General features: G+C 68.1%; 13 protein-coding genes. 3 read left to right on the forward strand and 10 right to left on the reverse strand.

Annotated features, from left to right (window positions below; genetic code table 11):
* Nucleotides 1-222 precede the first annotated feature (222 nt).
* The 10 genes from WT16_RS01710 to WT16_RS01755 form a co-directional block, all read right to left on the reverse strand.
* A complete protein-coding gene (locus WT16_RS01710) occupies nucleotides 223-840 on the reverse strand; it encodes a DUF4136 domain-containing protein (protein ID WP_063532576.1) in 618 nt (205 codons plus the stop codon).
* 89 nt (nucleotides 841-929) lie between these two features.
* Nucleotides 930-3,323, reverse strand: coding sequence for a CHASE2 domain-containing protein (locus tag WT16_RS01715; RefSeq protein WP_015601033.1), 2,394 nt, complete (start codon nucleotides 3,321-3,323; stop codon nucleotides 930-932).
* Nucleotides 3,324-3,333: 10 nt separating this feature from the next.
* A complete protein-coding gene (locus WT16_RS01720) occupies nucleotides 3,334-4,698 on the reverse strand; it encodes a FecR domain-containing protein (RefSeq protein WP_063532577.1) in 1,365 nt (454 codons plus the stop codon).
* Nucleotides 4,695-5,399 carry a response regulator transcription factor gene (locus WT16_RS01725; RefSeq protein WP_004193573.1) on the reverse strand — a complete coding sequence of 235 codons (705 nt, stop codon included), beginning with the start codon at nucleotides 5,397-5,399 and terminating at the stop codon, nucleotides 4,695-4,697. The genes WT16_RS01720 and WT16_RS01725 overlap by 4 nt, the downstream gene beginning before the upstream one ends.
* Nucleotides 5,400-5,719: 320 nt before the next feature.
* Nucleotides 5,720-6,106 (reverse strand): hypothetical protein, encoded by a 387-nt coding sequence (locus WT16_RS01730; RefSeq protein WP_059929735.1) that lies wholly within the window; start codon nucleotides 6,104-6,106, stop codon nucleotides 5,720-5,722.
* Nucleotides 6,107-6,286: 180 nt separating this feature from the next.
* The gene (locus WT16_RS01735) at nucleotides 6,287-6,835 is read right to left on the reverse strand and encodes an ISAs1 family transposase (RefSeq protein ID WP_061083842.1); all 549 of its coding nucleotides are present in this window, start codon (nucleotides 6,833-6,835) and stop codon (nucleotides 6,287-6,289) included.
* A 230-nt stretch (nucleotides 6,836-7,065) separates the two neighbouring features.
* Nucleotides 7,066-7,296 carry a sulfurtransferase TusA family protein gene (locus tag WT16_RS01740; RefSeq protein WP_006026473.1) on the reverse strand — a complete coding sequence of 77 codons (231 nt, stop codon included), beginning with the start codon at nucleotides 7,294-7,296 and terminating at the stop codon, nucleotides 7,066-7,068.
* Between the two features lie 128 nt (nucleotides 7,297-7,424).
* On the reverse strand, nucleotides 7,425-8,462 hold the full coding sequence (locus WT16_RS01745; RefSeq protein WP_063532578.1) for a Gfo/Idh/MocA family oxidoreductase: 1,038 nt from the start codon (nucleotides 8,460-8,462) through the stop codon (nucleotides 7,425-7,427).
* A 12-nt stretch (nucleotides 8,463-8,474) separates the two neighbouring features.
* On the reverse strand, nucleotides 8,475-9,494 hold the full coding sequence (gene iolG / locus WT16_RS01750) for an inositol 2-dehydrogenase (RefSeq protein WP_063532579.1): 1,020 nt from the start codon (nucleotides 9,492-9,494) through the stop codon (nucleotides 8,475-8,477).
* Complete coding sequence (locus tag WT16_RS01755; protein WP_006026470.1) at nucleotides 9,487-10,368, reverse strand: MurR/RpiR family transcriptional regulator; 882 nt, start codon at nucleotides 10,366-10,368, stop codon at nucleotides 9,487-9,489. The genes iolG and WT16_RS01755 overlap by 8 nt, the downstream gene beginning before the upstream one ends.
* 247 nt (nucleotides 10,369-10,615) lie before the next feature.
* Here WT16_RS01755 and WT16_RS01760 point away from each other — a divergent pair, with 247 nt between their 5' ends.
* The 3 genes from WT16_RS01760 (at nucleotide 10,616) to WT16_RS01770 (ending at nucleotide 13,725) form a co-directional block, all read left to right on the forward strand.
* Nucleotides 10,616-11,665 carry a sugar ABC transporter substrate-binding protein gene (locus WT16_RS01760; RefSeq protein WP_006026469.1) on the forward strand — a complete coding sequence of 350 codons (1,050 nt, stop codon included), beginning with the start codon at nucleotides 10,616-10,618 and terminating at the stop codon, nucleotides 11,663-11,665.
* Nucleotides 11,666-11,766: 101 nt separating this feature from the next.
* A complete protein-coding gene (locus tag WT16_RS01765; RefSeq protein WP_063532580.1) occupies nucleotides 11,767-12,912 on the forward strand; it encodes an ABC transporter permease in 1,146 nt (381 codons plus the stop codon).
* 12 nt (nucleotides 12,913-12,924) lie between these two features.
* Entirely contained in the window at nucleotides 12,925-13,725 is an 801-nt protein-coding gene (locus WT16_RS01770) for an ATP-binding cassette domain-containing protein (RefSeq protein ID WP_006026467.1), read from the forward strand.
* Nucleotides 13,726-13,736: the final 11 nt, after the last annotated feature.

Consider the following 13,736-nt stretch of genomic DNA (forward strand, 5'->3'; position numbering starts at 1 on the left):
TGCGTATTCGATGAAATCGATCCCGGACCGTCCATGGCGTTTCCTTTCAAGGGTTAGGAAATCGTGACCGCCGCATGAAAACGATCCATGTCGGCACTGTGTCGGCAGTATGGGAAGACCGGTCGTGCGCGCCGCCCGCGGACGCGAAGCGGGCGCACGAAACGCGAATGAAGAGGCGCGAAGGAAACGGAGGGGCGATGCCTGATGCGTGACGGTCGCGCGTTACGGCTTGGCGCTGGCGGGTTTCACGGACACGACGCCCGGCGTCGCCCCCGCTTCGCCCTGCTTCGTCTTCACGAGCCAGCCGCCGCCGTCCGAAAACGGCACGCGCGCAAGCGCGCTTTTCACGAGCACGGGCGTCGCCCGCAGCGCGTCGGGATGGCGGTCCTGCACGGCCGCCGACACGCGATACGCGTCGTTGCCGCTGCTGCGCTCGACGAAGCGCAGCGTCAGCACGTGCCGGTAGACCGTGCCCGCGAACGGCAGCGCGAACGGCGCGGGCCCGTCGACCGCGACGCACGCCGGCTGCTGCGCGCCGCCGCAGCCCGGCATCGTCAGCGCGACGGACGCCGGCTGCGTCGCATAGGCGATCGTCACGCGGTAGCGGGCCTGCGCGCCGTCCGCTTCGTCGAAGCCGCGCTGCGCGAGCTCGCGGCGCACGAGCGTCTCCACCTGCCGGTAATCCGCGTTGTCGGCCTGCGTGGCCGTGCGCGCGAAATCGTAGGTTCGCGCGCTCGCCAGCGCCCCCGGCGCCGCCGATGCGCTGACGCCCGTCGTCACCGACGCGCACCCGGACAACAGTGCGGCCGCCAGCGCCGCCCCCGTCCACAAGACTTTCATAGCTTCTCCCATATCGCTGTTCGCCCCCGTCCTAGCCATCCGCCCGCGCGCGAGCCCCACTCGCGCCGGGCGGTCGAATGCCTGCGTCGTCACGCCGACGGCTCGTCGAGCGTCGGCAGCGACACGGTGATCGCGGTGCCGACGCCCGGCGTGCTGTCCACGCCGATGCCGCCGCCATGCCGCACGACCACGGTCTTGACGAACGCCATGCCGAGCCCGGAGCCGGCGACCTCCGGCCGCTCGTTCGTGTGAAACCGCTTGAAGCGCTCGAACAGATGCCGCTGATCGTCGAGCGAAATGCCGTAGCCCTGGTCGCGGATCGTGCAACGCATGCGCTTCGTGCCCGGTTCGACCGATAGCGTACACGCGATCACCGTGTCCGTCGGACTGTATTTGACCGCATTGTTCAACAGATTCACGAGCGCGCGGGTCATCAGCGAGCGGTCGGCGCCGACCCAGCACGGCTCGTCGCCGAACAACGTGTCGATGCGGATACGCTTCGCCTGCGCCTGCGGCCAGACTTCGTCGCTCGCGTCGATCAGCAGGTCGGCGAAGCTCACCGCTTCGAGCTGATACGTCTGCGATTCCGCGCGCGCGAGCTGAACGAACTCGTCGGCGAGCATCAGCGCGCGCTGCGCGTAGCGCTCGATGCGCGCGAGCAGCCCGCGCGTGTGCTCGGATTCGGCCCGCTGCCGCTCGATCTCGACGAGCGCGAGAATCGACGACTGCGGCGAGCGCATGTCGTGCGACAGCAGATGCAGCGCCTCCTCGCGCTGCCGCTCGGCCGCGTGCAGCGCGGTCACGTCGACGAGGCCGGCGATCCAGCCCGTCACGTTGCCCTGCGCGTTCGTGCACGGCGCGTAGCGTAGCAGATGGTCGAGGCCGCTGCGGTCGCGGACCTCGATGCCGCGCTCCATCACGTCGTTGCCGTAGTCGCGCGTCGGGTCGAGCGCGGCCGGCCAGTGCGTGCGGATCTCGACGTCCTGCTCGGCGTTGCCGTCGACCGTTTTCGTGAACGCCAGCTCGCCGAACGCGACGCGCAGCGGCCGCCCTTCCGGCGCGGGCGCGTTCAGCCGCGCGCAGTAGCGCTTCGCCGCGTGATTGGCGATCAGCACGGTGCCAGCGAGATCGGTCACGACGACGGGCTCCGGCATGCTGTCGAGGCTGTCCCAGACGAAGCGCTTCATGTCCTGCACGCGCTGCGCGGCCTGCGCCATCAGCGCCATCTGCCGCTCGAGCACGTCGCCGCCGAATTCGTTGCGCTCGCGCGGCGCCTCGGGCAGCAGGTGCGGCTCGTCGGCAAGGCGCTGCAGCTCGTAGCGCAGGTACGACATCGTCATCTCGAGACGCCGCCAGTTCCAGATCGGATACGCGGCGATCAGCCCGAAAATCGCCGGCGCGGGCGACAGCCACAGCCGCGCCTCGTAGAGGAGCGCCGCGCTCGACGCCACCGCGAGCCCGGCGAGGCTCAGCGTGAGGAGCAGCGAGCGCCACGGCGACAGCATCAGGAAGCCCGCGAGCAGCACGACGAGCGGCAGCAGCGACGCGCTGAACACGAGCCAGCCGGACACGGGCGAGATCGCGCGGCCCGTCATCAGCGTGTCGAGCACGCTCGCATGGATGTAGACGCCCGGCAGCGGGCCGAACTCGCCCGAGATCGGCGTCGCGAAACGGTCGTAGAGCCCCGACGCGGTCGCGCCGACGATCACGATCTTGCCGCGCAGCTCGTCGGGGTTCACGCGGCCCGCGAGCACGTCGACGAACGAGATCGCCGGATAGTTCTGCGACGCGCGGCTGAACGGGATGAAATAGCGGGACTCGCCGTTGTCGTCCTGTGCGATGTCGTGCGCGCGTCGCGCGATCGGCGCCGGCTGCGCGAGCTTCAACTGGCCGTTCTCGAGCGCGTGAAACACGGGCACCATCAACTGCGGCCAGCGGTGCCGGCCGTCGCTCTCGAAGAGCGCGACGCTGCGCACGATGCCGTCCGGATCGACTTCGAGATTGATGTGGCCCGCGCCCGCGACATGCCGCGCGAGCACCGGCACGGGCGGATTGACGGTGCGCGTGCCGTCGCGCTCCTCCGGGCTCAGCAGCACGGGAAGGAACGTCGGCGCGAGGTCGAGCGCCTTCGCGAGCGCCCGGTCGTCGGCGGACGGCTCGGTGAACAGCACGTCGTAGACGACGGCCGCCGGATGCGTCTTCGCGAGCGCGTCGAGGAATTCCGCGTGGATGCTGCGCTGCCACGGCCAGCGGCCGAGCGTGTCGAGGCTGCGATTGTCGATCTCGACGATCACGATGTTCGACTCGATCGGCAGCTTGCGCAGCGTGAGCAGGCGGTCGTAGATGATCCGGTCGACGCTCGCCGTCATCTGCCCCGCGACGCCCGAGAGGATCACCGCGACCCCGAGACAACCGATCGCGATCCACTCGACGAGAAAGCGGCGGCCGAGCAGCCGCCGCCGTTGCGTGCGGTCGAATCTCATCCGCCGCCCATCAGCGCGCGATCGTGAACGTGTTGACCGCGCCGGCCTTTTCGTAGAAACGGCCGCCTTCGTAGCGCTCCGCGATCACGGTCCAGTAGTAGTCGCCCGGCTTCAGGTTCGCCACGGCGATCCGCCCGCCCTGTGCGTCGACCTGGTCGACGATCGGGTTGCCCAGGTCCTTCGAGCGCGACAGCACGAAGCGAAAGCGCGTCTTGCCGGCCGACGGGCCGCCTTCCGTCGTCGACCAACGGAACGCATAGCCGCCGTCGGCGGGCGCCGCCGACGCGTCGATGCCGAAGCGGCGCCGCTCGAACGCGTAGATGCGCGGCTGGCCTTCGAGGCCATGCGAATCGGTCGCCGAGATCCGCACGAAATAGGTGCCGTCCGGCACGTCGGCGAACGTCGCGTGCGGCGCCGTCACTTGCACTTCCTTGAAGAGGTCGTACAGGCCCGCGTCGCGCGCGATCTGCACGTGGTAGTGCTGCGCGCCGCCGAGCGGCACGAGATCGAACGCGACCTGCGGACCGTCCTGGACCTTCGCCGGGTTGACGAGCCGCGGCGCGTCGAGCAGCGCGATCGGGTTGCCGACGACGCCGCTCGCACTCGTCACGTTGCCGAAGTTCGCGTGGACGAGCGTGTCGGCCGCGCGCTTCGCGCTCGGCGCGACGCCGACGGTGCCGTCGAGCACTTCGACCGTCGTCGACGCATGGCCGTCCTTGTCGTAATTCACGCGAAAGCGCGTGCCGCGCACGCCGGCGACGACCGACGGCGAGCGGATCTGGAAGCGGTCGTCCTTCTTCTTCAGATGGGTGACTTCACTGTCGACCGAGCCGCGGCGCAGATCGATCACGCGCTCGAGCGTGCCCGTGAGCACCGTGCGGCGCAGCGTCGCGAGATCGATCTGGCTGTCGGGCGGCAGGCTCAGGTGCGTGCCGTCCGAGAGCTCGAGCGTGACGAACGCGTTCGCGCCCGTGCGCAGGCGGTCGCCTTCCGTCAGCGTCGCATCGACGGCCACGGGCGCGAATTGCACGGCACCGCGCCCCGCGCTCTCGACCGCGCCGTGCGCGGCGATCACGCGCGCCGACAGCGGCTCCTTGCGCAGCCGCGCGGCGGGCAGCTTCAGCACGATGCCCGGCCGCAGGTGCTTCGGCACCGGCACGTCGTTCAGTTGCGCGACGAGCGGCCAGTCGTCCGACCCTTGCAGATAGCGGGCCGCGACGTCGTACAGCGTGTCGCCGCCGCGCGTCGTGTAATCGACGGTCTGCGCGGACGGATTCTTCGGCGACTGCGCGGCGGCGTGCTGCGCCGCGAGAGCCGTGGCTGCGGCGCAGCACGCCGTCAGCACGGACTGCGTCACGATCCCGCGTGCGCTCACTCGGCGTCCCCCTGCATCACGCGCTCGAGGCGGTAGCCGTAGCCGTAGATCGGCGCGAGCCGGTAGCCGTTCTCAGGACGCAGGCCGAGCTTCGTGCGCAGCATCGAGATGTGCGTGTCCATCGTGCGCGACGGGATGTCGGTCGCCTGCTTCCAGACGAGATCGAGGATGTGCGCGCGCGACAGCGGCCGGTCGAGATGCTGGAACAGCAGCAGCGCGAGCTCGAACTCCTTCTGCGTGAGGCTCACCGGCTTGTCGCCGACGTATGCCTGCTTCAGGTTCGCGTCGAACTTGTAGTTGTCGAACTCGCGGATCGACGACTCCGCGTTGACAGGATACGCGCGGCGCAGCAGCGAGCCGATCCGCGCGCGCAGGATCGGACCGGACACGGGCTTCACGACGTAGTCGTCGGCGCCCGCGTTCAGGATCTGCGTGATGCCCGCCTCGTCGTCGCGGCTCGTCATGAAGATGATCGGCAGGCGATGTTCGACCTGGTTCGCCCGCACCCACTTGAGCACTTCCTCGCCGGACATGTCCGGCACGTTCCAGTCGAGCACGAGCAGGTCGAAGGTCTCGCGCTGCAGCCGCTTCTTCAGCGCCTTGCCTTCCTTGAAGGCATAGCATGTATGGCCCGCGGCCGTCAGCGTCTGACTGACAAAGTCCGTCTGAGCCTGATCGTCATCCAGTACAGCAATTCTCATAGCACCCCGCAAAACGAAATCCATTCAGGCTCCCGCAACCGCCGAGCGGCAATGGGCAGGCCCGCACGAGCCCCCGATTCGTTGTAACTCGCCATTATCGGCTGAATGGTGAAGGTTGTCCGGCGCGCCACGCGCGAACCGGTATTCTATGTGATCGATCACCCCATATCTCAAAAACGGGGCACGCCTGATCGGCGTTTTCATGATGGTAGTATGAAAACGCCCGGAGAAATGTGCGTATCGCCGCGTAATTATGTCAACGCGATGACCGCGCTGCCGGCCGCACGCGCGGCCGGCAGCGCGGCGAAACGAAACAATCGTCAGACAGGATCGGTTTCGAGCGCATCGGGTGCGATCGCACGCGGCGCGTGCTGCAATGCTTCATGCAGACGGCCGCGCACGTGCTCCCATGCGGCGCCCGCGTAATCCGGCTGTCCGGCCGCCCACGCGTGCGCGAGGTCGAACACGCGCTCGATGGTGGCGGCGCACCGCGTCAGATCCGGCTGCGGGCTGCCGAGCGCTTCGCGCATCCATTCGGCGAGCCACGGCATCTCGTTCGCGCTCGAATCCGCATACGCTTCCAGCGCGGCGCGCGCATGGCGGTCATGCTCGGGATCGAGCTCGACGCGCTGGATCGGCCGCGCCCGCTCGCGCGCCCTGCCGTTCGGCTCGAACGGTATCCGAATCGTTCCCGACCTGAACAGCATGACCTCCCCCAGTTAGTCGCGGCGACACGCACGAGCCTGTTCTTTGCGATACGTCCCGCTCGCAGCCGCCGTGCGACACGGCGCGATTCCGCAGACGAGACTCGACAGCGCAGTATAGGCAACGCGCGCAGGAAGGTGGTTTAAGGATTGTCAGACACCAGGGCAATCGCATGAAGGTCCTTACCAGCCAAGGAGTTGAGCCCGGTAGTTGTCGCTGGTGGCGGCCTTGAGTCGACGGATTTTGAGGCCGGCCTTGGTCTGAGTATCTTTGCGCAGCAGGTTCATCGTGATGCGCCGCAGGATGGCAAAGTTCTGCGCCGCATTCTCGACCCGCACCCGGCACTGGTCTTCACCGAATGCCACGTCGAGCGCCCAGTGCATCGAATTCTCGATGCCCCAGTGGGAACGCACGGCGTGCGCCACGCGCACCGCATCGGGCGGTAGGCTCGTCACGTAATACCGGCGTTCAACCGACACCGTGCCGCCGATCTCGCGTGTGGCCTCGACCATTGCGATCGAGCGCATGCCCGGCCACAGCGCCGCCGCGCGCCATGTGCTCACCACGTCGCTGACGAGGCAGCGACGCGTTTCGATCCGGCCGTGGTCCTTTTCGACGGCTCGATGCTCATTCGAACAGTCCCAGCGCTCGCCGGGCGGAAGACGGTCGAGCGCGTCGAGCGTTGTGCGAATCTCCACGAGCAGCGTCGGCTGGTTCTCCTTGACCGCCAACAATCGTCGGCCGGCGTCCGGCTACGCGGATCGCGCAACTCGCCGAACGCGTCTTCGATGCTCAAGGCTTGCGTTTCCGTCATCTGATGCCTCCGCAAAAGATGGTAGTAAACGCTTGATTCGCCTCGGTTTACAACCCCGCTCGTCACTCCTTGATTGTTAACGCCCATTCATGCGATTGCCCTGCGCGGCGCGAGCCGGCGGACGGCCGCTTCCGGCGCCCGCGCGCGTCAGCGGCGGCGCATCAGGAAGACGAACGTCCTGTCCTGCGTCGTCGACGATTCGACGATTTCATTGCCCGTCTGCTTCGCGAACGCGGCGAAATCGCGCTGCGAGCCGGGATCGGTGGCGAGCACCTTCAGAATCTGGCCGCTTTCCATGTCGGCGAGCGCTTTCTTCGCGCGCAGGATCGGCAGCGGGCAATTGAGCCCGCGCGCGTCCACTTCCTTGTGAATGAGCATCGGCTTTCGACCTTCGAATGGCGCGCCGTCGCGGCGCTATCGGAACGACAGATTCTACCGCATGCGCTCCCGTCCGCCCCCGCGCGAGCGCACGCGCGCCGCCCGCCATGCGGCGCGCGTGCGTCGGGCTACAGCTCGATCGCCCGCCCGGTCCGCAGCGATTCGCGCAGCGCATGGCCGATTCTCGTCGCCTCGAGCGCGTCCGCGAGCGTCGCGCCGCCCGTGCCGCCCTCGCCGCGCACCGCCGCGACGAACGCCTGCGCCTCGATCAGGAACGCCTCCTCGAAGCGGTCGAAGAACGTCGGCGTGCAGGTGTTGCGAATGCCCGCCGCATCGTAAATCTCGACGCGGTTCGCGCGCGGGTTGCGGCCGATCGCGAGCCCGCCCGCCGTGCCGATCACTTCCGAGTGCGTGTCGTTGCCGTGCGCCATCGTGCGCGATGCGTAGAACATCGCAAGCCGGCCGCCTTCGAACTCGCAGATCGCGACGCCGTTGTCGACGTCGCCGCACGCGCGCAGGCCCTCGTGCAGCGCGACCGCGCCCGCCGCGTACACGCGCGTCGCGCGCGGCGCGCCGAGGAGCCAGCGCGCGACGTCGATGTCGTGCACCGTGCAGTCGAGGAAGATGCCGCCCGAGGTCGGCGCGAAGCGCACGAAGAAGCCTTCCGGATCGTTCCGGTCGCAAGTCTGCGAGCGCACGAGGAACGGCCGGCCGATCTCGCCCGCCGCGACGCGCGCGTATGCGTCGCGATAGCTCGGATCGAAGCGGCGCATGAAGCCGATCGTCGCGACGAGATGCGGCCGCGCGCGCGCCTCGGCGAGCACCCGCTCGCATTCGCCGAGATCGAGCGACAGCGGCTTCTCGCAGAACACGTGCTTGCCCGCGACGAGCGCCGCGACGATCTGGTCCGCATGCAGCGCCGACGGCGTGACGAGCCAGAGCGCGTCGAGCTCGGGGTCGGCCGCGAGCGCATCGAAATCCTCGTAGACGCGCGGCACGCCGAGCGCATCGCGCGCCCACGCGCATTCGTCGGCGACGGGACTGCACGCGGCCGCGAGCCGCGCGCCCGCGACATGCCGCGCGAGGTTCTCCGCATGGCGCCGGCCGAGCCGCCCGAGCCCCGCGATGCCGATCCGCACGGGTGCGGCGCGGTGGCTGATTGTCATCGCATCGCTCCTTCAGGCCGCCGTTTCATCGAGCTTCACCCCGCGCCCTTCCCGCCACGACAGCGTCGCCGCCTCGGCAAGCTCGAGCGCCTTCACGCCGTCGGCGATCGTCGTGCGCACCGGCTCGCCGCTCGTCACCGCCGCGAAGAAGTGCTCGATCTCACGCGCGTACGCCGCGCGATAGCGTTCGAGGAAGAACGCCTCGGGCAGGTCCGTCGACACCGCCTGCGCCGAGTAGCCCGTCACCTCGGTCGGCCGCACGTTGCCCGCCTGCAGCATCCCGGCGCTGCCGAGCACTTCGAAGCGCTGGTCGTAGCCGTACGCGGCGCGGCGCGACGTGTTGATCTGGCAGAGCCGGCCGCGCTTCGTGCGGATCGTGACCGCGGTCGAATCGACGTCGCCCGCGTCCGCGATCGCCGGGTCGGTGAGGCAACTGCCCGTCGCGTGCAGCGTGTCGGCGTCGTCGCCGAGGACCCAGCGGAAGATGTCGAAATCGTGGATCAGCATGTCCTTGAAGATCCCGCCCGAATGCCTGATGTAGTCGAGAGGCGGCGCGCCCGGATCGCGGCTCGTCACGACGAGCATCTCCGGCGTGCCGATCTCGCCCGCGTCGACGCGGCGCTTGAGTGCCTCGAACGTCGGATCGAAGCGGCGCTGGAAGCCGATCATGCAGACGACGCCCGCCCGCGCGACGGCCGCCTCGCATGCGCGCGCCCGCGCGAGCGTCAGGTCGACGGGCTTCTCGCAGAACACGTGCTTGCCCGCGCGCGCGGAGCCGACGATCAGGTCGGCGTGCGTGTCGGTGCTCGAGCAGATCACCGATGCGCCGATCGACGCGTCGCCGAGCGCGCCCTCGACGTCGGCAACCTGCGCGCCGTGCTGCGCGGCGAGCGCGGCCGCCGCGTCGCGGTTCACGTCGACCACGTACTTCAGCCGCACGCCGGGCCGGCGCGCGAGATTGCCCGCATGAATGCGGCCGATGCGCCCGGCGCCGAACACGGCGACGTCGATCGTCGGTACTGCATTAGTCATCGTATCCTCCAGTGTCCTTGACTTCTTCCACGTTCAACTCCAGCCGGTACGCGAGCGCGATGAAGAGCGCCTGGCACAGGCAGATCGTGCTCGTGAGCGAGCGGAACGCGAACGCACTCCCCTCCTTCACGAGCAAATGGGCGCTCGCGTCGCGCGCGAGCGGCGACAGACGGCTGTCGGTGATGACGAGCGTCTGCGCATGGTTGTGGCGCGCGGCGCGCAGGCAGTACTGCGTTTCCTTGCCGTACGGCGCGAAGCTGATCGCGATCACGACGTCGCCCTTCTTCACGCTGCGGATCTGCTCGCGGTACATCCCGCCGAGGCCGGACACGAGATGCACGCGCTTGGCCGTATGCTGGAGCGCGTAGACGATGTAGCTCGCGACCGGAAACGAACGGCGCACGCCGACCACGTAGATGTTCTCCGCGCGCTCGAGCATCGTGACGGCCGCGTCGAACTGGTCGTCGTCGAGGCCTGCCGCGAGTTCGTCGAGCCCCGCGCGCGACGCGTCGATGAACTGCCGCGCGACCGCGCCGCCCGTCATCTGGCCCGACTTGCCGTCGATCAGGTTGCGGATGCGCTGCTGGTAGCTCTGCACGGTCGGGTTCTGGCCCGTATAGGCATCCTTGAACACCGCCTGCAAATCGGAAAAACCCGAAAAGCCGAAGCGCTGCGCGAAGCGCACGACGGCGGACGGATGCACGCCGCAGCGCTCGGCGATGTCGCTCGTGCGGTCCATCATCACGCTCGAGCGGTGCTCGTCGATATACGACGCGATGCGCTTCAACTGGCGCGGCAGCGTGTCGAAGGCGTCGGCGATCCGTTGCAGCAGATCGTCGACGGCGGGCGTCTCCGGTTGTGTCGTGTCGTCCATGTGCGTTCCGTCCGGCGCGCCCGGCCACGCGCACCGTGCGCGTGGCGGCCAGGCGCCGGACGCCTTGTCCGTTGTCTTGTCGTCGTGCACCGAGTATAGGCACTGCGCCCACAAAATGGAACAAATTTTCCAACATACCAATAAATAAAATTTTCTTTGCAATTCGCGGCGAGTTGACCTAACCTTGCTCGTGAACGCGGCCCGATCTGCGTTCGCCCGAAAACGACAGATAGAGAAAGGTGGAGACATGAGACTTTGCACCGGCAAGGCCGTCCTGCGCGCATGCGTCGCCGCGATCGCCGTCGCGGCGGGCGTGGGCGGCGCGGCCCCGGCCGCCCAGGCGGCAGGCGCGCGCTTCGCGCTGATCAGCCACGCGCCCGATTCCGATTCGTGGTGGAACACGATCAAGAACGCGATCAAGCAGGCGGACGAGGACTTCGACGTCACGACCGACTACCGCAATCCGCCGAACGGCGACATCGCCGACATGGCGCGCCTGATCGAGCAATCGGCCGCGCGCGACTACGACGGCGTGATCACGACGATCGCCGATTACGACGTGCTGAAGAATTCGCTGAAGAAAGTCACCGCGAAGAAGATCCCGCTCGTGACGATCAACTCCGGCACCGAGGAACAGAGCGCGCAACTGGGCGCGATCATGCACGTCGGCCAGCCCGAGTACGTCGCGGGCCGCGCGGCGGGCGAGAAGGCGAAGGCGGCCGGCGTGAAGAGCTTCGTCTGCGTGAACCACATCGCGACCAACAGCGTGTCGTTCGACCGCTGCCGCGGCTTCGCCGACGCGATCGGCGCCGACTACAAGAGCTCGACGATCGACTCCGGCCAGGACCCGACCGAGATCCAGTCGAAGGTGAGCGCGTATCTGCGCAACCACCCGAACACGCAGGCGATCCTCACGCTCGGCCCGGTGCCCGCCGCGGCGTCGCTGAAGGCGGTCCAGCAGATGGGCCTCGCGAACAAGCTGTTCTTCGCGACGTTCGACTTCTCCGACGACATCGCGAAGGCGATCCAGAGCGGCGCGATCAAGTTCGCGATCGACCAGCAGCCGTACCTGCAGGGCTACATCCCGGTGGCCGTGCTCGCGATCGCGAAGCAGAACAAGACCACCGATCCCGCGAAGATCCGCCAGATCCTCGAGGCGAACCCGAAATTCCAGGCGCGGCTCTCGACCTACGGGCTGCAGCCGTCGTACGGGCCGAAGAACATCCGCTCGGGCCCGGGCTTCATCACGAAGGAGAACCTCGACAAGGTGATCAAGTACGCGGGCCAGTACCGCTAACGTCCATCGCATCGATTCGCGCGACGCGCGGGCGCACGCCCGCGCGCTTTACCGGCGAAGCGGAGCCGAACGCGCCGCGCGCCGGGCATCAAGGAGACATCATGGGTGTAGTCGGCAAGCACATGTCAGCGCACGCACACGAAAAGCCGCAGCCGGGCGCGGCGGCCGACGAGCGGCTGCGCGGCGAAGCGTGGTTCCAGCGCTTTCTCAACCGTCCCGAGTTCGCCGCGATTTCCGGCGCCGTGCTCGTGTTCGCGGTGTTCGCGTTCGGCGCGGGCGGCTCCGGGATGTTCAACCTCGACGGGATCATGAACTGGTCGCAGGTCGCGGCCTACCTCGGCATTCTCGCCGTCGGCGCGTGCCTGCTGATGGTCGCGGGCGAGTTCGACCTGTCGATCGGCTCGATGATCGGCTTCGCCGGGATGATGGTCGCGATCCCGACCGTCTACTTCCACTGGCCGATCTGGCTCGCGGTGCTGTTCGCGTTCGCGGGCTCGATGGCGCTCGGCGCGCTGAACGGCTATCTCGTGATGCGCACGAAGCTGCCGTCGTTCATCGTCACGCTCGCGTTCCTGTTCATCCTGCGCGGCCTGACGCTCGCGCTGTCCATCATGTTCGCCGACCGCACGATCGTCTCGGGCCTCGGCGACTACGCGCACGCCGACGCCGTCGTGCACTTTCTGTTTCAGGGCGTCGCGTTCCACGAGCTGTTCCGCTGGCTCGCGCACGCGGGCGTCGGCCAGTTGCTCGACAACGGCGAGCCGCTCGTGCCCGGCGTGCCGAAGGTGATCCTGTGGTGGTTCGCCGTCACCGCGATCGGTGCGTTCGTGCTCGCGAAGACGCGCTACGGCAACTGGATCCTCGCGGCGGGCGGCGACGCGCACGCGGCGAAGAACGTCGGCGTGCCGGTGCGCCGCGTGAAGATCTCGCTGTTCGTGCTGACCGCGTTCTGCGCGTGCCTGTTCGCCGTGCTGCAGGTGGCCGACATCGGCTCGGCCGCGGCCGACCGCGGGCTGCAGAAGGAATTCGAGGCGATCATCGCCGCGGTGATCGGCGGCACGCTGCTCACGGGCGGCTACGGCTCGGTGATCGGCGCCGCGTTCGGCGCGCTGATCTTCGGCGTCGTGCAGATCGGCATCACCTACACGAACATCAGCTCGGACTGGTTCCGCGTGTTCCTCGGCGTGATGCTGCTCGTCGCCGTGCTGTTCAACCACTACGTGCGCCGCCGCGTGTCGCAGTCGTAACGGAGTTCAAGCATGTCCACGCCAGCATCCAACGATACGATTCTCTCGCTCGAGAACGTCAGCAAGTATTTCGGCAAGGTGATCGCGCTGTCGGGCGTCACGCTGCGCGTCAAGCGCGGCGAGGTGCATTGCCTGCTCGGCGACAACGGCGCCGGCAAGTCGACGCTCATCAAGACGCTCGCGGGCGTGCACCAGCCGTCCGACGGGCAGTATCTCGTCGACGGCAAGCCGGTGCTGTTCGATTCGCCGAAGGACGCGCTCGACCTCGGCATCGCGACCGTCTACCAGGACCTCGCGCTCGTGCCGCTTTTGTCCGTCGCGCGCAACTTCTTCATGGGCCGCGAGCCGCAGAAGAAGCTGTTCGGCCTCGTGAACGTGATGGATCTCGATTCGAGCGCGCAGATCGCCCGCACGAAGCTCGCCGAGATGGGCATCAACGTGCGCGACGCGCACCAGCCGATCGGCACGATGTCGGGCGGCGAGCGCCAGTGCCTCGCGATCGCGCGCGCGATCCACTTCGGCGCGCGCGTGCTGATCCTCGACGAGCCGACCGCCGCGCTCGGCGTCAAGCAGAGCTTCAACGTGCTGAAGCTGATCCACACCGCGCGCGCGAAGGGAATCTCGGTGATCTTCATCACGCACAACGTGCATCACGCGTACCCGATCGGCGATTCGTTCACGCTGCTCAACCGCGGCCGCTCGCTCGGCACGTTCACGAAGGACACGATCAGCAAGAACGAGGTGCTCGACATGATGGCGGGCGGCGCCGAGATGCAGAAGATGATCGCCGAACTCGACGGCGCGACCATTTGATCCAGGACTCG

It is taken from the genome of Burkholderia sp. MSMB1589WGS (assembly GCF_001636105.1).
GTDB lineage: Bacteria > Pseudomonadota > Gammaproteobacteria > Burkholderiales > Burkholderiaceae > Burkholderia > Burkholderia humptydooensis.

Bases quoted from the DNA above. Each gene is read 5' to 3' on its own strand.
- WT16_RS01725 (WP_004193573.1), bottom strand. From the start codon at position 5,399: ATGAGAATTGCTGTACTGGATGACGATCAGGCTCAGACGGACTTTGTC.
- WT16_RS01740 (WP_006026473.1), bottom strand. From the start codon at position 7,296: ATGCTCATTCACAAGGAAGTGGACGCGCGCGGGCTCAATTGCCCGCTG.
- WT16_RS01745 (WP_063532578.1), bottom strand. From the start codon at position 8,462: ATGACAATCAGCCACCGCGCCGCACCCGTGCGGATCGGCATCGCGGGG.
- WT16_RS01715 (WP_015601033.1), bottom strand. From the start codon at position 3,323: ATGAGATTCGACCGCACGCAACGGCGGCGGCTGCTCGGCCGCCGCTTT.
- WT16_RS01730 (WP_059929735.1), bottom strand. From the start codon at position 6,106: ATGCTGTTCAGGTCGGGAACGATTCGGATACCGTTCGAGCCGAACGGC.
- WT16_RS01760 (WP_006026469.1), top strand. From the start codon at position 10,616: ATGAGACTTTGCACCGGCAAGGCCGTCCTGCGCGCATGCGTCGCCGCG.
- WT16_RS01755 (WP_006026470.1), bottom strand. From the start codon at position 10,368: ATGGACGACACGACACAACCGGAGACGCCCGCCGTCGACGATCTGCTG.
- WT16_RS01770 (WP_006026467.1), top strand. From the start codon at position 12,925: ATGTCCACGCCAGCATCCAACGATACGATTCTCTCGCTCGAGAACGTC.
- WT16_RS01765 (WP_063532580.1), top strand. From the start codon at position 11,767: ATGGGTGTAGTCGGCAAGCACATGTCAGCGCACGCACACGAAAAGCCG.
- iolG (WP_063532579.1), bottom strand. From the start codon at position 9,494: ATGACTAATGCAGTACCGACGATCGACGTCGCCGTGTTCGGCGCCGGG.
- WT16_RS01710 (WP_063532576.1), bottom strand. From the start codon at position 840: ATGAAAGTCTTGTGGACGGGGGCGGCGCTGGCGGCCGCACTGTTGTCC.